Source organism: Citrobacter sp. wls613, assembly GCF_005281195.1.
Taxonomy (GTDB): domain Bacteria; phylum Pseudomonadota; class Gammaproteobacteria; order Enterobacterales; family Enterobacteriaceae; genus Citrobacter; species Citrobacter gillenii.
This window is the reverse complement of sequence record NZ_SZXN01000053.1, coordinates 1-19350: the sequence shown is the minus strand read 5'-3', so window position 1 is coordinate 19350 and position 19350 is coordinate 1. Positions and strand designations below refer to the sequence as shown.

Here is a 19350-nt window from a genome sequence, read left to right as displayed (position 1 = left end):
TTACCCGCTTTGATGGGCGAATTGCGCCAGTTGATGTTCACACAGAAAGCGAAACGTCGTGCCGGGAAAGACCATCGGCAAACGTAGACGACACACCGTTGAAGGATTGTTGATTTCATCGTTAAGTAATTGCATCACCACGCGATAAGTCCGCTGCGCGGGCTGGTGAAGTTCACTTTGGCGATACATTTCGGCCAGATAATAATGCGCGGGCCAGTAACCCGGTTCCTGATAAACCACCTGTTTGAACCAGGCAATCGCCTGCTGCGTCTGGTGCTGCCACATCATCGCCAGACCGAGCAACATTTTTGCCTCTGCCGACCATTCATCCTGGGCGAGGATCTTTTGCGCATTGCCGGTGGTCTGCGAGAACTCTCGCTGCTCAAGCGCAATCACGCCCTGAATCAGCAGCGCATCCTGATGGCCTGGATCGCTGCGTAATACGCAGGCGATACACTTTTCAGCATCGGAAAAACGTTTTTCATCGAGGCAGGCACGCGCCTTTTTCAGCCAGTCGTCAGACTTAAGCGTCGCGGGTGTGGCAGGCTCGACGGCAACAACGGGGGCGGTAACGGTCACGCGCGGCGTAGCCCGTGGTGTTGGCACTACCCGAGGAGATTCAGCGTGGTGGCAAAAATAGAAAATGCTCTCTTCCTGCTCAAGCTTCAGGATATCGAAATTGTTCGCCAGCGTTTCTGCGTTGCCGAAGAACAGAGCGCCGTGCGGCTGCAGCATCTTTTGCAAATTTGCGTGCAGCTCGCGGCGGGTCGGCGTGTCGAAATAAATAGACACGTTGCGCAGCAAAATAATGTCCACTTCCGGCAGCAGTTGCTCTTTGATGATGTTGGTGCGGTGGAATGACACTTTTTCACGGATGGCGTCATGCAGCCGAAACTGGTTTCCCGTACGGGTAAAATAGCGCTGCTGAATTAACGGATCGACGCCACGAAACGAGTAGCTGGAATAGCTGGCATTTCTGGCTTTCGCGAGAATTGCCGGGTCAATATCACAGCCGTAGAGTTCAACCCGTTCCGCCATCCCATCCTGGTACTTTTCATGCAGTTTGATGGCCAGCGAGTAGGCTTCTTCCCCTGATGAACACCCTGCGCTAAGAATACGCACCGGACCGCTACGCTGTTGCATGATGCGCGGCACCCATTTTTCGCAGATTAAATCCAGCGTGTCGCTTTCACGGAAAAAATACGTTTCATTAATCGTAATCAGGGTAATAAAGCGATCAAACTCGTCCTGCGACAGCCGCAGTTTTTCATAGTATTCATAATAATCAGTGATATTACGCTCAGCCATGCGCTGACTCAGCGCCGATTTTAGCAGCGCTTCCATCGCATTATCAAAGTGCAAACCCACCCGTTCTTTGATCAAGCGGGCATATTCTGGAAGGTTGGGTATCATGGCAATGTACTCTCGAAATGCCCGTGACCTGCCATCGAAAGCAGCACCTTCGCGAGGCCATTCAGCGGGATCGTGCGGTGTATGAGCTGCTTATCAATCGCGTTCTTGTTCATACCAAAGACCACCGAACTTTCTTCATCTTGCGCTAGCGTTCGCCCACCACGCTGGACGATAAGCTCGATGCCGCGACATCCATCGCTGCCCATTCCGGTCATGATCAGCCCGACCGCTTTTTCGCGGAACACCTCAGCGACCGACTCCAATAACAGATTGCAGCTGGGGTGATACACGTCGCTTTCTTGTCGTGGAACCGTCGCCAGCCGTTGGTTACTTTTGACGATCAGATGCTGTTCCGGTGGCAGGATATAGACATTTCCGGCCTCCACCGGGTCATTATCCTGCGCCAGCCGTACCTTCAGATCGGTTACGCTGTCCAGCCAGTGCACCATGTTCTTGGCGAAACCATCGGCAATGTGCTGGGCAATCAGTACCGGACACGGGAACGTACCGGGTAAATCCTGCAACAGTTTGCTCAGTGCCTGCGGCCCACCGGTCGAACAGGCAATCGCCAGCACATAGGGCCAGTCGGCCGTGGTCTCAACCGTTTCCATTGCCAATCGCGTGCCCGACACACTCGGTTCTGCAGGGTAGCGTAACCCCTTGATATGACGGATGACCTTCACGCCCACCAGCAGTTCCACCTGTCGATGCAGCGTCCGGGTGGCGAGTGGAGAGTCGTAGTTATGGTGCAACACCGCCAGCGCCCCGCGAGAGATGTAATCCTCATCGCCTGCATTTTCACCACCAAAATGCATGACCAGGATAGGGATTGCGCTGGTCGCCATGATGGTTTCGACGATCTCGACGTTATCGGCGGTCGACGTTTCCAGCGTCAGGATCAGCAGATCAGGCCCTAACTGTTGCAACAACCGCATTGCCTGGCGGCGATGGGCCGCCTGCCCAACCACCGAAATATGTGGATGATCTTCCAGTTGCTTGACCAGTTGGTTGCGCGACACGCTGCCCAAATCCAGGATCAGTACCCGAATACCGCGGCTACTCATGCATCCATATCCATCAGGGTGAATGATGCAGAGGCCTCTTTCAGCGCCTTCGACAGCTGTGTCATATCCTGACTCACAATCAGAATGTCTTTGATCGACTGCGACGTGTAGTTACTGGCGACAACAATTTCACGCAGCGCCATAACCACCTGATTGCTGGCGGTTTTCTGCTGCTGGGTAGACAGCGAGATCTGCAGCGCCGCCGTAGAGGTTTGCTCTGCGGTAACGACGATATCATTCAGGTGCTCAGCGCTCAGCTGACACGCCCTCGTCCCCGATTTTATACTCTCGCCACCTTTTTCCGCGTTCAGCACCAGGCGATTAATCGCGTTCTGGATTTCACTAATTTTATTCTCAATTTCAACCGTCGATTCGGTGACTGAATCCGCCAGACGACGGATTTCAGCCGCCACCACGGAGAAACGTTTCCCGGCTTCTCCGGCGCTGGCCGCTTCCAGCGCGGCGTTAAAGGCAATCAGTTTGGTTTGATCCGCCACACTGTTAATGATCACCATCACGCGGCTGATTTCCGTCGACTTGTTGCCGAGCATCATGATTTCACGCATGTTTTGTTGGTTATCGTTGTCGATATCCGTCATGCGCATCAGCAGCTGCGACATCGAATCCGAGCCTTTATTGCAATCCTCAAGCGTCTGGTTGGCAATATCGACCACCGCCCGCGAATGCTCGGCTATCTGGGTGGAAGAGGCTGACAGCTCTTCCATGGTGGAGGTAATTTCAGCCACTGAAGATGAGGTTTCCACGCTGGTTGAGGCCTGGCCGTCTACCGCCTCGGTGATGTGCAATGATGCCTGGTGCACTGAGTTCGCATGAGACACCATAGCCCCCACCAGCGAGTGCAGGCGCTGGCGCATCATTTCTACCGCGCCGAGCAGTTCGCCAATTTCATCAGGATGATCCACCTGCACATCCACCGTTAAGTCACCTTCCGCGATGGTCTGCGCAATCCTCAGCACGCGGTTTAGACGGCGTGAAATCAGGAAGCGGCTGGCAATCGCAATCAGCAATAAAATGATGGGTAACAGCAACGCGGTGAACAGCAACAGGCCATTGCGCACAAGATTGCTGCTCTTGGCGACATCATCCACATAGCTGGTGGTGGCGATGATCCAGTTGATCCCTTCAATGTACTCATAGACGGCAACTTTGGTCTTAGGTGCGACACCATAACCACTCACCCAGTTGTAGTAGGTGATGCCATTTTTATGTTCGAGGATATCGGCAAACAGCTTATAACCGTTGGCGTCAGTAATATTCACCGCCTGCTGGTTAGCCAGCGAAGGGTGCGCCAACATACGCCCGGGGTCGAACCCGGCATCCAGCACGTAGGCGTAGCCATTTTTACCAATATGCACATCCAATAACTGCCTGATGATCGGTTGCAGGGTCTGTTTGACATCAAACCCGACCGCCACGGCACCAATCACCTGACCATATTTATCGGCAATCGGCTCATAGTGGCTAATAAACTGCTTACCAAACAGCGTGACCACACCTGAAAACGGTTTATTTTTCAGTAGTAATGGCAATGCCGGATTATCGCGCCCCAATACCGTTGCCGTCGCCGTATTACCGGAACTGGCCAGCAACGTGCTGCTGACGCGAACAAACTGCTCGCCCTGCAGAATAAAGGTACTGGCAAAGACGCTGGTTAATTCGGTGAAATGGTCGTTTGTATTGGGGTTACTCAAAACGGCTTTTAGTTCAGACGCGTCCATAGAGCGCAGTGGCTTATTGGCTACATTCTGATAGTTATTAATGTAAACATTGCTGTAATGTTCCGCATCCCGGGTAACCCGTTGAAACTCATTAGAGATATTGTTGTGGAAAATACGGGTGTTGGTTTTGATCATTTCCAGCGCATTAACCTGCAGCTCGCTGGACAGATAATTCGATAACATAAAAGAGGCGCCAATCAGCAGCGTGGCAATGCACACCACCAGAATCATGCCGAGTTTCATCGCGACACCCAGGTGAATACTGTGCAGCCAGGCGAGCACTCGTGCAGTGGGTCCGTCTGAAGATATGGCCGCCGGGCGTTCTTTTACTTTAATCATGTCACTCATATTTTTTATTCTCTGTCTGAGAAGGCGCTGTTCTTTTTTTGAGTCAGAATTATGCTGGCGCCACGCTATTTCAGCGTGAGCAGCGGTGTCGGCTTACCAATGTGATATCCCTGCAACCACCCCACGTTCATTTGCTCCAGGCATGCCTGAATACTGGCGTTTTCCACAAATTCGGCGACGACTTGCATGTTTTTCATTTCGGCAACGCGGCAGAATGATTCAACGATGTAGTAGCTGATTTCACTTTCCGTGATCCGCCGAATAAACGAGCCATCAATTTTCAAAATGTCCGCCTCGATATTCATCAAACGCGCATGGCTGGCGAACCCGGTACCAAAATCATCAATCGCCACCCGGCAGCCTAATTGGCGAATTAAACGCAGCGTTTCTACGGTTTGTTGTTTATCGGACAGCGTATCCGCTTCGGTAATCTCAAAAATAATTCGCTGCGGCGCGACGGCGTATTCCTGTAAGAGCTGGGTGATCTTCGAGACAATATTTGAACGACACACCGTCACCGGTGCCAGGTTAATAGAAAAGCAACGCTGTGGATGGTGACACATGGCTTTGAGCGTATTTTCGATGACCCATAAATCGATTTCCGGTGCCAGCCCCGCATCATGCGCCACCGGCAGGAAACTGTTTGGCGAAATAAACTCACCCTTATCGTTTAACATGCGGATCAATATTTCATGATAGTGTTCTTCGCCCTGGGTGCTGACAATAGGCTGGGCCATCAGCACAAACGCATTGTTATCCAACGCATTTTGCAACGCCGTGCGAATATCGGTTTTATCCACAATATGGTTGCCAAGCATGCGGCTATGTTGCGTTTCCAGGTTTTCGGGTCTGCCGTTGGTCAGAGACAACCCCGCGACCATGCCCAGTTTCCCCACCAACTGATAGATGTCATCGCTCACATCGTGAATCAGGCAATAGCCCAAACCACTGCGAAACCCCAGCCGCTGATTATTATGAAAAAGGCGAAAACCGTTAGCAGCCTGGTATAAATCACACAACCGCTCCCAGGTACAATTTTCCAGCCTGATCAGCAGATCATAACCGGCGTGATAATAGACCTTCTCACTTTCGACCAAGTGCTTTTGCAAATGCTCAGCCAAAATTTTCTGATAACGGGTACGAAAATGAAAACCGTAGCGGCGGGAAAAAAGCTCCAGTTCGGGGAGTTGAATCAGGCACACCGTCGCATGTTCGGTCGTAAACAGCTCCGTCTTCAGCGCACGCAAGTTTGCCATGCCCGTCATCGGGTCGGTCAGACCTAATACCAGCGCCTGGCTAAATCGTTGACGGGTAAATTTTGCCAGCGCGCCCATAATCACAATGGTGAGTGAAAAGATAAAAATAAGCGTTGAAACCATAGCCTGGTGCAGCATGAAACTCTCATCGCTGGCGATATAATTATCGTTATGCTTGCCCAGAATAATTAATACCACCGTCCACACCAGCATCGTAAATGAGTGGCCAATCTTAATAGCTCCCCACAGCATCAACGGGAAAAGCAGGATCAGGCTGTAGAATGAGAAGAAAATATTCGAGTTATAGGGCGACGTTAAACATAGCATCAGACCAATAAGCACGGTGCACCACGCCATGACGCCGTATACCGTGACATTGCCTTTGCATTGTTCGCCGATCGACTTAATAAAGGTAAACAACCAGGACGGTCGGCGCAGGATGCGAAATGCTTTGTAGAAAAAGGGGATCCCCGTCAGGCAACCGTTAGCAAGTCCCTGGACACGCACCAGCATTTCCAGACTCATAATATGCAGGTTCGCCACATCCGATCGCTGACTGTGGGGAACCACAAAGGCGAAAATTTTGCTGAAAAGCAGATACAGCAAAATGTTGTAGCCGCAGAGCCAAATCATACGATTCAAGCTGATGGTGATCCGGCTAAAGCTGGCGCTACTGCGTCTGCCCGTCACTTTACGATAAATGGCATAGCTCAGCGTCGATGCCGCCGTCAGGCACAACGCGTCCACGTGTTCGCCTACAGGACCAACCCAAAACATCACCGCCAGAAACAGCATTATCCCCGGCAGAACCCGATAACCAAAGAGAACCAATGCGGCGGAAAATACGGCTAATTTGAGATCGTAAACGGTTAATAGAGTATTATTAAGAATGCAGTAACCGTTAAGATAGTGTGCCAGTGGATAAAAAAGGCCAGGAATAGCAAGCGGCAGACACCATTCACGAGTGATTTTTGCAGTGTTTGTATTTATTATTGCGTCCAAATCAATTTATCCGCTATACACTATACCAATAGGACTTTAATCCAGATTCTAATGTCGCAAACAAATCCATTTGGGCCAGTCATTAACCATTGTAAAATTGATGACATTAACCGCACACTGAGAAAATAAAAAAGGTTCTACATTGAAGCGTGCATCTTATTCATATCGCATCAGAAAATAAACCATCATTTATAGATAAAAATGGACATATCATAATATTTTTATTTTTATCTCACCAGTTAATAAGCCACCTAATCAATTGATTAATAGTGTAAAAACACAGCGCCGCCAGCGTATCCATCGCACATCTTTAACGTGTGTACAAAAAACATTCCTTACAGGTATTAATGTCAACATTAATACGACACATCACCACTGAATGAAATTGTGTTTTAATGTACATTTTTACCTGTTGACGAAATGTACAGCGATCCTTATATTTATACACCGTTATTTTATCGTTAGCTATTCAGCTCCAGTGTTAATTAAATGTTGTACCTGAGAGTTTCACACCTTTCATCTACTTACTTGTAACAAAAATACCCATACTGTTATTTCATTAAGTCATAAAAGAAATTTAATTCAGCATATATGTGTATTTTCAGGAATTAAAAAGAATCCGTGGCCACGTCTCTGTTTTCCCTAAAGGCAATAAAAGGATGGCAACATTCGATCACCGGCAAAATAACACAGTTTTTGCTGGCGGGGATCATTATTGCGTTTGGTGCTGGTGCCTTTACCAGTTGGAGCCTGATCGACAACTTTTCTTATCAGCAGTGGGTACAGAGAGCAGAAGCCAACGCCCAGATCATGACCTACATCATCCGCAGCGTGTATACCACCGTTTCGGTTGAAACCCGCGACACGGGGCAAATATCCCGTATTGTCTCGGACAGACAGCTTGGCGATACCGACTCCATTATTCAGACCGGCTATAACCCGGTAGACGTTTTGGCTCTGGCCTCAGCGCAAACGCACAATCCCACCTGGATGTTCCTGTATACGCCAGATAAAGGTTTCGTGGGCATCAACAATAAGTCTGAAGAGGGCGACGGGGTAATCTCCTTCGCCGGGCGTTTGCCACGCGATGTGCTGGTCAACGACTATATCGGATTTGCCCAGATCAACGGCGAAGCGTGCTTCATCAGCGCCGTCCCTGTTCTGACGCCCTCAGGTGAAATCCTCGGCAGCCTGATAAGCAGCATTGGTAAGAAGAGTGATCTGTACGCTGCCTATGATGCGATGTTGAAAAAGAGCAGTATCATTTTCGTCCTCATTTTACTGGCAACGCTGACGCTGGTGACGCTGTTCATGCGCCGTCTGTTCCGCCCGGTTCCGTTGCTGATTAACTCCATTACCCGCATTGCCCGCGAAGAAACCGACTCTGTCACCCCCTATCTTGACCAGGATGATGAGATTGGACATCTCGCCAGCGCCATTGAAAAATTGCGCGTCGCGATGAAAGAACGCGGCTATCTACAGCGTATGCATGAGATGTCGCAAAAGATGGAGCATATGGCCCATCATGATTCGCTGACAGGCTTACCCAATCGCGTCTCTTTCGGACTGGCGCTGGATAAACGCGTCAGTGAAGTCCAGCAGGCAGAGAAACCGTTCAACCTGCTGTTGATTGACCTCGACAACTTCAAGCCGGTAAACGACACCTTCGGCCATAAAGCCGGCGATGAAGTGTTAATCAACGTGGCGCAGCGCCTGCAATTATTGCTGGGGCCAAACGATATGGCGGCACGTCTGGGCGGGGATGAGTTTGCGATTCTGCAACAGGTCAGCGACAACGCCGTTAAAGAGGCGAACCGGCTGGCGAAACGTATTCTCCGCGCGCTGAGCACACCGTTTAGCTGGAGCACCCACACGTTCTCTATCAGTTGCAGCATTGGCATTACCAGCGCACCTTATCAGGGCAATAATACCTCAACATTGATGATCAATGCCGATCTGGCCATGTATGCCTCCAAGCACCATGGCCGCGGTTGCTTCCATTTCTTCGAAGACGGCATGGTGATGAAACAGAGCCACAGCCTGTTCATTAATCAGGAAATTATTGATGGTATTGATAACGAGCAGTTCGAACTTTACTACCAGCCCATCGTTAATCTGCAGGATGAAACGGTTCACGGCTACGAATCGCTGATCCGCTGGAATCACCCGACGAAAGGGCTGATTTACCCGGATTACTTTATCAATATTGCTGAAAGCTCGGGCCTGATTGTGCGTTTAGGTGAATGGGTCATTCGCCAATCTTGCGCCGTCGCCGCAAAATGGCCGGAACACATCCGCATTGCCGTCAATGTGTCAGCCAACCAGCTACACAGCCCAGGGCTGGTCGACGTCATCAAAGAAGCGTTACGCACCAGCCAACTGTCAGCCAATCGACTCGAAATTGAAATCACCGAATCCGAGAAACTGGATCAGTCTATTGCCCTCCCGGTACTGAAAGAGATCCGCGCGATGGGGATCGACATCGCAATGGACGATCTGGGAACAGGCTACGCCGCGCTGGACTATTTGCTGGTCTACCCCTTCACGCGCATCAAGATTGCCCGCACGCTTATCGATAAGTTAGAGCAGGATAATGCCAGCCAGTACTTGATTGTGATGCTTATCCAGTTCGCGCAAAAGTACAATATCTCCGTCACCGCGGAAGGGGTGGAAACACCGCTCCAGCGCAACATTTTGCGCAAAATTAAGTGCCAACATGTGCAGGGATATTTCTTCAGCTATCCGCTGCGCGAGCGTGACGTGTTGTCTGCTTTTGCCGATGAAGCCCTTGCAGAAGAGGTTATGCATGACTAATCGCCTGCGTTTGGCAACGCGTATTGTGCTTGCCGCTGCGCTGTTAATCCCCTTCTCTGCACGCTGCGCGACGGATGTTTTGCCCGAACAGCGCACGCTGGAGAAGATTGCCAGTATGAAAACTATCACCCTCGGTTACCAGGATGATGCCTTTCCTTTCTCGTACCAGGAAGGTACGTCACCTGCTGGCTATTCCATTGATATCTGTAAAAATATCGTCGCTGCGCTGAAAACCAAACTACAGCTTAAAACATTGAAAACGCAATGGGTGCGCGCAAACTCGGCATCTCAGTTTGTGCTCATTAAAAAACACATGGCCGATATCATGTGCATTCCGGCTTTTTATTCGAAGGGTCGCCACAGCATTAGCGAATTCTCATTGCCATTTTACTTTTCCAGCACTCGCTATGTGATGCGTAGGAATGATTATAATGGCAATCTACAAGCACTTTCCGGGCACAGCGTGCTGGTAAAAAGCGGCACAGTTTACGTTGAGCAACTACAGAAAATTAATACCGCCAACGCGCTTAACATTAATATTGAGCTGGATACTAACAACAACGTCGCCTTCAATGGCGTTCAGAGCGGCGCCTATCCGGCGCTGATTTCCAGCACCGTATTATTAAAAGGGATGATTGCGCAGGCCGCCAACCCGGATGAATATATGCTATCCCGTATTGCGCTCAGTGCGCCACTTCCGGCGGGACTGCTGCTCCCTTTACACGATAAAGAATTTAAAGCTTTTGTGGATGACACGTTATCTTCTCTGATGACCAGCGGTGAGTTTACGACCTTGTACAATAAATGGTTTCAGTCTCCAATACCGCCGAAAGCCATCAATTTAAATATTCCCATGTCAGATAATCTGAAAGCATTAACGTCAGCAAAAAAGAAGATCGGTTTTGATTATGAAAAATATAATTAAGCATGAGATGGCCCGGATAAAACGTGTGGCGCAGGGGCTGATTTTACTGGCTGGCCTCACCGTGTCCCCTGTGTTGATGGCGCAGCAGAATGCCGCCACGCTGGAACACATACAAATCAGCAGCGTACTGAACGTGGGTTATCGCCAGCTGCCGCCGTTTTCCTTTACCGACCAAAACGGCAAGGTAACGGGGTATACCATTGCGGTGTGTAACCTGATTGCGGACAAACTGCGGCAGTATCTCAAGCTCAATAACTTAACCATTCATTATATTCCGGTGAATTTTGCGGAACGCTTTTCTGCATTAAAAACACGTAAAATAGACATGGACTGTGGCGTAAATACTAACGCGCCAGAGCGGACCTCCAGCGTTTCATTTTCCGTTAACTACTACATCGCGAAAATGCGCATCATCTCTTTACGTAAAAACAATATTCATTCCCTGGCTGACTTAAAAGGACGAACGGTTAGCCTGACAGGCAGTTCAAAAGATTTGCTGGAATTCAACAAGGCGAACCGGGAACAGCATCTTAATATTTCAACAATAACCACTACCACGATAAACGGGGCGTTTAATAAAATGGCGCAGAATGAATCTGCAGCGCTGTTTATCGATGATATCCTGGCCTGGCCGCTGATTAATCAGAGTGAACTGCCTGACACATTCAGCGTGTCAGCCGAAACCATCGGCGCGGATATGCACTATGCCATTATGATGCGCAAAAACGATCCGCAGTTTGTGGCGTTCATCGACAGTTCACTGAAAACCATTTTCGCTTCCCCTATTAATGTACAGCTGCGCAAAAAATGGCTGGCGCCTTATGCCTGTAAACATACGGGAAATCAGCCACCTACACCGTGTCAGCATCACCCTTGAAAAAAATAAGCGTCTGTTCACTCACTCGCTTACTTCGCCTCTGGCAGATCCCAGGGGCGCTGTTGTTGCTATTGATGGTCAATTCGCTGCGCGCGGCGTGGGATTTTGCCACCATCATGCAGAAGTCCGATGTCCTCTATGGCCCCGCCAGCGCTGCGGCACAACAGCGCATCAACGCCTGGCAAAAGCTCTTAATTCAACTGCGCCATGCCGATGAGCAAACACAGCTGCGCGCGGTAAATCTGTTTTTTAATACCCAGCTCCGTTACGCCGAGGATAGCGACGTCTGGCACAACGTCGACTACTGGGCGACGCCGGTGGAATCCCTGCGCCAGGGTAAAGCGGACTGCGAAGACTACGCCATCGCGAAATATTTCACGCTGCGGCAGTTGGGCGTTTCCGAAGAGAAGCTACGTATCACTTACGTTAAAGCCCTACGTTTAAACCGCGCACATATGGTACTGACCTGGTATGCCACGCCTGACGCCATCCCTCTGGTTCTCGATAGTCTGACAAACACCCTTTCACCGGCCAGCCAGCGTCAGGATTTATTACCGGTGTACTCATTTAACGATAGCGGCCTGTGGCTGCCGGGCAACCAGAACACAAAACGTATTGGGGACAGCAAGAGACTTTCTCGCTGGCAGCAAGTATTCACAAAAATGCGGGAAGAAGGCTTCCCGATAGATAAATAGGGAACGTCAGTGTCACTTTTTAAACAGTTACTTTTTTCTATTTCTCTTTTCATGATGATTGTCTTCAGCGGCAGTTTTATTGTGACGCTGGAAAGCTCCCGCCATCAATACAACAACCAGCTGCTGGCGCATGCCCAGGATGCGGCAACGGCTCTGGGGGTTTCACTCACACCGAACGTCAACGATCCGGCGATGATCGAGCTGATGGTGAGCTCTATTTTTGATAGTGGTTACTATCAAAAAATCCGCATCGTCGATCTGACCAACGGTACAACGATGCTGGAACGTCACGCGGCGGCGTCGATCCCGGATGTACCCGGCTGGTTTGTGGATCTGGTAGATGTGGTCCCGCAAACGGGCAATGCCACCATTATGCGCGGTTGGCAGCAGGCCGCCCGCGTGGAGGTCACCAGTGACCCCATCTTTGCAGTGCAACGTTTGTGGAGCAGCACTGTAGGCAATTTGGTGTGGATGCTGTCCTGTAGTCTGGCCTGCCTGCTGGCGGGGGTTATGCTGTTGCGTAAACTGCTGCGCCCGCTTAACTATCTGGCGAAACAATCAGAAGCGATTACCCGTCGCGAATTCCTGACGCTGCCTGAACTGCCAAAAACGCCGGAACTGCGCCGGGTCGTCGCAGCCATGAACCTGATGGCGACCAAGCTGAAATCACTCTTTGAAGAGCAGGCTATCTATAGCGAGCGCCTGCACAATGAGGCCTATCTCGACAGCCAGACCGGTATTGCCAACCGCCGTGCATTTGATATGCAGTTGCAGGCGCGACTGAGCGATGCGGATACCGCACCGGGCTATTTGATGTTGGTTCGCGTTCAGGATTTGGGGGGGCTGAACCAGCGTTTTGGCGGTCCACATACCGATAAGCTGTTGCTGAATATCGCCAACCTGTTGAATGCACACAAAGCCAAATACGCGCCGCTCGACAGCACGCTCGCCCGCATTCGGGGCGGCGAGTTCGCCCTGCTCTGCCCCGGCGTCACGCACGGTGAGATGCTGGAACTGCGTACTTCGCTGACGCAAAAACTGACGGCATTTTATGCCACCGGAATGTCAGATCAACAGCCGGTCGCCTACTGCAGCATGGTGCCCTTCAGCGCCGGAGACAGTCCGCAGTCGTTGTTGATTCAGGCCGATCGTCTGCTGGTCGAAGCGGAAACGCATACCGACCACCAGGTCGTGCCGACGACAGAGGTCGCCACAGCGAGCGAAGATCAGCATTTATGGTTTGTGCGTCTGGAGCACGCGCTGGAGAATCAGCAATTTCAGCTGGTGTATCAGCCCGTGGTCGATTGTCATCAGCCGGATAAAATCCTGCATTACAAAGTGCTGTCGCGCATTGTTGATGAGCAGGGCAATACCATTAACGCCGGTCGTTTCCTGCCGTGGATCCACCGCTTTGGCTGGAGCCATCGTCTGGACAAGGTCATGTTAAAACTGACCTTAAATCAGCTGAAAATCGCCCCCGGTAAGTTAGCGCTGAGTATTTCAGGCAGTTCAGTAACCAGTGCTTGCGCCATTTCCGACCTGTTAAATCCGCTGAAATACGCACCAAAGCTGGCCGGTCGGTTAATTCTCGAGCTGGATGAAAACCAGCTACCTGGGCCGAACCAAATGGCGATGTTTGTTAAAGCCGTAAGTCAATATCGCTGCTCGCTGGGCCTGCAACACTTCGGCAGTCGCTTCGATATGATTGGTCATCTGTCACAGTGGGGCCTGGCGTATCTGAAAATCGACAGCAGCTATATCCGCCATATCGACAAAGAAAAAGATAAGCGCTTGTTTATTGAAGTGCTCTGTAACGCCACCCGCAGTATTGATTTACCGCTGATTGCCGAGCGCGTTGAAACCGCAGGTGAGCTTAAGGTGTTGCAGGAACTGGGCGTGGATGGCGCAATGGGACAGCTGTTAGGCGAGCCCGCACCGCTGTGATGAAAACGGGCCGTCTGGACGCCGTTGTTTTGCTTGCTTTTGCCGGATGGCGCTTCGCTTATCCGGCCTACAAAATCAAATGGTTATGATTTTTTGTAGGCCCGGTAAGCCTGCGCCACCGGGCATTTTCTACGTTGTCTGCAGGCTGTCTGTTGCCGTTAAAAAATTCGGTCATCGTTACCGAGCAGTTGTTCTAACCCCCCGAGTTCCTGACGCGCGTTCGCGCGATTCATTAATTTAACCTGCTCCATCGGCGGTAGATCGGTAATCGCTATAACGCCTTTACGGATCAACAGGTAAATCAAGTCATCCAATACGCGCACCATCTCCAGGTCGCTCTTTTGCAGCATGGCCAGGAACTGTTGGTTGTCTATTTCAGTGCCGTGTTCATCAGGTGGAACAGCATTCATCTTGTTGCCTTAGATTAATATGTCGTGACGCGACTGCCCCGTGTACACAGGGCAGTCAGCTTCCGTTAGTGAGAGTGATTTTGTTCCGGTTTGGCGATCAGGTGATCCAGCGAGTACGTTGACGCATGCACATCGCTACTCAACGGTGTGGAGACTGCCGTGTCAATGCCATGCGCAACCTTCGCCGGGCTGGCAATCAGATGATGATCGCCGCCGCTTTGAATGTACTTCGCAATATCAACGCCTTCATGCAGCTCACGGGCCAAATCGCTCAGGTCGACTTTATCGAGCACGGCCTTCGCTTTATCGTCAGGACCCAGTACGGCTGCCGCCTGTCCGTGCGCGGATGCCGCTGGCGCGTATGACAAAGACAATGCGCTGTCATCAAACAGATTGTGCAGCGCATGCTGTGCTGCGGCGTGCTGTCCCTTGTCTGCCGCATGCGCTTTCACTGGCGCATGATCTTCCATGGTGACATCAGCCATTTGCGCATGTGTCGTGGTATTGCCGTGGTTATCGTTCGCCTCAACCATCACGCTGACGCGATTATGGCCGGTACGCAAGGTCGACGTATCCACCGCAAAGTCATAACGCAGTTCGTTATTATTCAGATGAATAACCGTATCGTACTGATGACCATTGACCCGCGCTGTAATGTGTTCACCATCATGCACGTCGCCGGTTACGCTGCCGGTAAGGTGGGTGATCGCGTTCTGCGACTCTGCCTGCGAAATGTGGTTATCGCCGGTGATTTTATCCACCACGATAGTGGCATCAGCGTGAGTATCCAGCACCACGGTTTTATGATCGGTCACATCCAGCGTGTTACCTGCCGCATCCTTAACCGTGGTTTTCACCTGAACGTCGTTATCGCCTTCATTCAGCGCGCTGGTCGGTACCGCAACTGCGTAAACCAATTTATTGCTGTGCGGATCCTGTGTCACCTTCACCGTTGTGGAGAAACTGTTCACCGTCAGGGTGACGCTATCCCCCATTTTCGCATCACCGGTAACGACGCCAGAAATAACGGTGTCGTGTTGAGATTCCGTTTGGTTTACCGCGTTATCCCTTGCAATACCGTTATTGATGACAATCGTACCTTCGGCATGATCATCAACCACGTAAGAATGGGATATATGGATGCTGTACGGGTTGCCGGGCGCATCCTGGCCGGTGACTTTGGCATCAATACTGGTGTTGGCTTTTAATACATCGGTATCCACATCAATCTGATAGCCCAGCTTGCCGCTTGGCAGCACGTCCACCGAACCATTAAATGTACGGTTACCAATCGTTAAAACCACCGGATCGCCTTTCTGCGCATCCCCTCCCACAGTACCGGTAATCGTCGTTTTCAGCGCCTGCAGCTCCTGCTGGTTCAGGACGTTGTCAGCAGTGACGTTATCGATATCCACCGTCCCCTTCGCCTCCCGATCAATGGTGAGGGTTTTCGCAGTATCGATTTCCTGACGGTTGCCCGCATCATCATGGGCGGTCACATGTGCCGTAATATTCTGGTCATGGACCAAATCCACGGTGCTGGCATCGACGCTAAACACTTTTTTACCGCCGCTGCTGGTAACTTTCGCCACCAGGTCTTTGCCGCCGACCCTGATGGTGACCAGATCGCCAACGTCAACATCACCGGTGACATAGCCGCTGATTTTGGTGTGCTGAAGTTTCGTTTGCGCGTTATTCAACACATCATCATCCGACACCTTATCCAGATGAATTTCTGCCACCACATTGGTGTCAATGGTCACCGGTTTCTGACTGTTCGCAGTCTGGGTATTTTTCGCCGCATCTTCACCCGTCACGCTAACGTAAATAGTGGGATCGGTTTGCAGACCAGCGGTGCTCACTAACGCGGAGTAGCCCAGTTGTCCGTTCATATGCGGCAGTTCGACCACATCGGCATCCACCGTGATGTTATTGACGGTGATATGCACTTTATCGCCTTTATGCACATCGCCACCCACGGTGCCGCTGACTTCAATCTGGCCTGCCTTCACTTCATCCGCATTAATGACATCGTCACCGCCGACGGTGTTAATGGTCACCGTCGCTGCCGCCGTGGTATCACGCGTAAAGTTCTTCGTGTAGCTGGCGTCCTGATCGTTACCGTGAACGTCATGACCAGTGACTTTCGCCACAATTGAGTGGTCGGCGTTCAGGTGTTGGGTGTCGATATCCACCGAATAATGCAGCTGGTTATCAACCGTCGCGGTGTAGGTATGATTGTCCACTTCCAGTGTTACGATATCGCCGGACTTCACATCGCCGGTCACGGAGCCCGTCACCGTCGTCATCGGATGCACAGTGACGTCAGACTCCTGCGCGTTGAGCACGTTATCAGCGGTGATGTTATCAATCGTCACTCCCGCAACGGCGTTCAGATCGACGATGAGATGTCGGTCCGTCGACCCGGTGACCGTGTTCCCGGCCGCATCGGTGCCGGTTACGGTCGCAACGATAGTCGGGTTGGTGCGCAGGTCATTAATGCTGACCTCTTTTGACCACTCCAGCGTGCCGTTATTGTTATGCACCACGGTGGTTAAGGTATTGCCATTGACCTGCAAGGACACCACGCTGCCATCGTGTAACCCTTCGCCTTTGACCGTACCCGTTATCATCGTTTTGCCTGTAAGCGCTTCTTTGCCATTGATGACATCATCGCTGGCCACAGGGTTCATGTTGATAGTGATAGGGTTATCGGTGTCGATGCTAATAACCTTGTGCTGCGTATCCGATCCCGTCAGATTGCCCTCGGTCACGGTAACAGAGACATCAAACGTCGGGTGTGCCTGAAGCACATTTGAGGGAACATCAACCTGGTAGCCAAATTCGCCTGACAGCCCCGGAATCGCAAATACCTTGCCGTGGTAGTCCACGCCGTTCACCGTGACGGTGACAACGTCGTTGGCATGCACATCCCCCGTCACCCTGCCACGCACAGGTGTGGTAGCGTTATTTACTTCATCGTGGTTCAGCACATCATCACCCGTCACCTTATCAACAGTCAGATGAACCTGCGGCTGATGCGGGACCGTCGTCCCGGTACCGGTTGGCGGCGTGGTGATCGCTGGCGGGTTATGCATGATATACGGCGTATTCCCACTGACAGCCTGATTGTGAGTCCATGGCAGATCAATCAGTTTGTGGTCCGTTGCCGTCGCGGTATTACCATGATCATCATGCGTGGTAATCGAAACGGTGATATTACCGTTATCACCGAGATCACCCGTGCTCACTGAGGCCTGAAAACCCAGAATGTGATTTGGTAATTCAATGACATGGGTTGTATATCGGATCCCATTCCCAACAATAAGAATCACCTCATCATTCAACTTAGCATCTGGGTCAACATGTCCGGTGACAATCACATAGTCAGGTTTTCTGCCCGGAGCAAGATCCTGCGGGGTCGTCATGTTGGGCAATAAACCGGTGGTCATTGAATCAATCGTAATCCTGGCATCGGCATGGGTATCAATCACTACCGGACGGTCATCATGCCCATATGCCACGTTACCTGCCGCGTCTGTGGCCGACACTTCTGCATGGATGTGCGGATCCAACAGCAAGTCCAGCGTGGAGACATCCGCGCTAAAGGTATGCTGCCCGTTACTGTCCTGTACCTGGGCGTAATAGACCTGATTGTTGACGGTCAGCTCAACCCAATCGCCCACCAGCACATCACCGCCCACCGTCCCGGTGACGGTTGTCAGCGGGTTATGCGCCTCGTTATAGTTGATGACGGAATCGTGATCCGCCGTAACGATAGGGTTTATGTGCACCGTAGCCACAGCATGGTCGTCAATCGTCAGGACATCCTGCGCCTGCGCCGTGGCGCTATTGCCATGCGGATCGGTGGCGGTAATGGTGGCGGTAATATGCGGATCGTGCTGCAACCACTGGGTAGTTACATCGACGCTGTAGCCTAATGTTCCGCCCAAATTCGGCAGCGGAATCACTTGAGTGTCCACCAGATGTCCGCCGATATTGAGATGAACAATATCGCCCGCCTTCGCGTCACCGCCCACCGTCCCGCTCACTACGGTGGTTGTTTTCTGCAACTCAGCACCGTTCAGAACCTTATCACCGGTGACCGGGTCGATAGTGATTGCGGCGTAGGCTTTATCATCCAGCCCCACGTTATGGTGTGCCGTAATATGCGCATGGTTTTGCGCCGCATCGGTCACATCCATCGACACATCAATATGTGGGTTGGCGATAATATCGGACGTCGCCACCGAAATATGGAAGCCCATTTTATTACCGCCGAGGTCTTCCACCACCCCGGTATAAATCTGCCCGTTGATTGTCATCACCAGCGGATCGCCCGGATGCACTTCGCCCGTTACCGTGCCACTGACCAGCGTATGGCTCTGCATCTGCTCATCGCGGTTAAGCGTGTTATCCGGTGTTACTGCATCGATCTTGATTGCTGCGTCGACACGCGTATCAATAATCACCGTCGTTTCGGCATCCGCTTTCGCCACGTTGCCCGCCGCATCGGTGGTGCTGACGGTGGCGGTTAAGTGCGGGTCGGCCAGCAAATCAGCGGTGCTGACCTTGATGCTATACCCGAGAACTCCGCCGCCCAGATCGACAACTTTCCCTGTCAGGACGTGGCCTTTCACCGTCAGATACACCACATCATTGACGTGCACATCACCAGCGACTTTTCCGGTTACCCAGGTAAACGGCTGGTGAGATTCATCACCGTTCACCCGGTTATCGCCGGTAACGGGATCGATGCTCAGCATTGCTTTCGCGTGCAGATCCACCGTCAGATCGTGAGGCGTCTGCATATGCTGAATATTGTGTGGAGGGTGATGCTGCCAACTTACTGATTTAGTGTAT

The 19350-nt window shown here is 51.4% G+C and carries 10 protein-coding genes and 1 pseudogene; 5 read left to right on the top strand and 6 right to left on the bottom strand.

Annotated elements, in window-relative coordinates; genetic code table 11:
* The 4 genes from FDX01_RS09095 to FDX01_RS09080 all read right to left on the bottom strand — a co-directional run bounded on the left by FDX01_RS09095 (position 1) and on the right by FDX01_RS09080 (position 6822).
* Positions 1 to 1413, bottom strand: coding sequence for a protein-glutamate O-methyltransferase CheR (locus FDX01_RS09095; RefSeq protein ID WP_137399661.1), 1413 nt, complete (start codon positions 1411 to 1413; stop codon positions 1 to 3).
* Positions 1410 to 2477, bottom strand: coding sequence for a chemotaxis protein CheB (locus tag FDX01_RS09090; protein WP_096755944.1), 1068 nt, complete (start codon positions 2475 to 2477; stop codon positions 1410 to 1412). Before FDX01_RS09090 ends, FDX01_RS09095 begins: the two co-directional genes overlap by 4 nt.
* Entirely contained in the window at positions 2474 to 4564 is a 2091-nt protein-coding gene (locus tag FDX01_RS09085; RefSeq protein ID WP_137399660.1) for a Cache 3/Cache 2 fusion domain-containing protein, read from the bottom strand. Before FDX01_RS09085 ends, FDX01_RS09090 begins: the two co-directional genes overlap by 4 nt.
* A gap of 65 nt (positions 4565 to 4629) precedes the next feature.
* On the bottom strand, positions 4630 to 6822 hold the full coding sequence (locus FDX01_RS09080) for an EAL domain-containing protein (protein WP_117343168.1): 2193 nt from the start codon (positions 6820 to 6822) through the stop codon (positions 4630 to 4632).
* A gap of 621 nt (positions 6823 to 7443) precedes the next feature.
* Here FDX01_RS09080 and FDX01_RS09075 point away from each other — a divergent pair.
* Genes FDX01_RS09075 through lapD form a run of 5 tightly spaced genes read left to right on the top strand, consistent with a single transcriptional unit; the run spans position 7444 to position 14077 of the window.
* Entirely contained in the window at positions 7444 to 9636 is a 2193-nt protein-coding gene (locus FDX01_RS09075; RefSeq protein ID WP_137399659.1) for an EAL domain-containing protein, read from the top strand.
* Complete coding sequence (locus tag FDX01_RS09070) at positions 9629 to 10561, top strand: transporter substrate-binding domain-containing protein (protein ID WP_137399658.1); 933 nt, start codon at positions 9629 to 9631, stop codon at positions 10559 to 10561. Before FDX01_RS09075 ends, FDX01_RS09070 begins: the two co-directional genes overlap by 8 nt.
* Positions 10545 to 11438: a transporter substrate-binding domain-containing protein gene (locus tag FDX01_RS09065; RefSeq protein ID WP_096755939.1), complete on the top strand. Its 894-nt coding sequence runs from the start codon at positions 10545 to 10547 to the stop codon at positions 11436 to 11438. The genes FDX01_RS09070 and FDX01_RS09065 overlap by 17 nt, the downstream gene beginning before the upstream one ends.
* A gap of 5 nt (positions 11439 to 11443) precedes the next feature.
* Complete coding sequence (gene lapG / locus FDX01_RS09060) at positions 11444 to 12133, top strand: cysteine protease LapG (RefSeq protein ID WP_170974770.1); 690 nt, start codon at positions 11444 to 11446, stop codon at positions 12131 to 12133.
* Between the two features lie 9 nt (positions 12134 to 12142).
* Complete coding sequence (gene lapD, locus FDX01_RS09055) at positions 12143 to 14077, top strand: cyclic di-GMP receptor LapD (protein WP_137399657.1); 1935 nt, start codon at positions 12143 to 12145, stop codon at positions 14075 to 14077.
* Positions 14078 to 14235: 158 nt separating this feature from the next.
* Here the strand turns inward: lapD and FDX01_RS09050 are convergent.
* Together FDX01_RS09050 and FDX01_RS09045 are read right to left on the bottom strand one after the other, a co-directional pair.
* Positions 14236 to 14424, bottom strand: a pseudogene (locus FDX01_RS09050) (hypothetical protein); the annotation flags it as partial.
* 128 nt (positions 14425 to 14552) lie between these two features.
* A complete protein-coding gene (locus FDX01_RS09045) occupies positions 14553 to 19307 on the bottom strand; it encodes an Ig-like domain-containing protein (RefSeq protein ID WP_283205038.1) in 4755 nt (1584 codons plus the stop codon).
* Positions 19308 to 19350 lie beyond the last annotated feature (43 nt).

Bases quoted from the DNA above. Each gene is read 5' to 3' on its own strand.
- FDX01_RS09095 (WP_137399661.1), bottom strand. From the start codon at position 1,413: ATGATACCCAACCTTCCAGAATATGCCCGCTTGATCAAAGAACGGGTG.
- FDX01_RS09090 (WP_096755944.1), bottom strand. From the start codon at position 2,477: ATGAGTAGCCGCGGTATTCGGGTACTGATCCTGGATTTGGGCAGCGTG.
- FDX01_RS09085 (WP_137399660.1), bottom strand. From the start codon at position 4,564: ATGAGTGACATGATTAAAGTAAAAGAACGCCCGGCGGCCATATCTTCA.
- FDX01_RS09070 (WP_137399658.1), top strand. From the start codon at position 9,629: ATGACTAATCGCCTGCGTTTGGCAACGCGTATTGTGCTTGCCGCTGCG.
- FDX01_RS09065 (WP_096755939.1), top strand. From the start codon at position 10,545: ATGAAAAATATAATTAAGCATGAGATGGCCCGGATAAAACGTGTGGCG.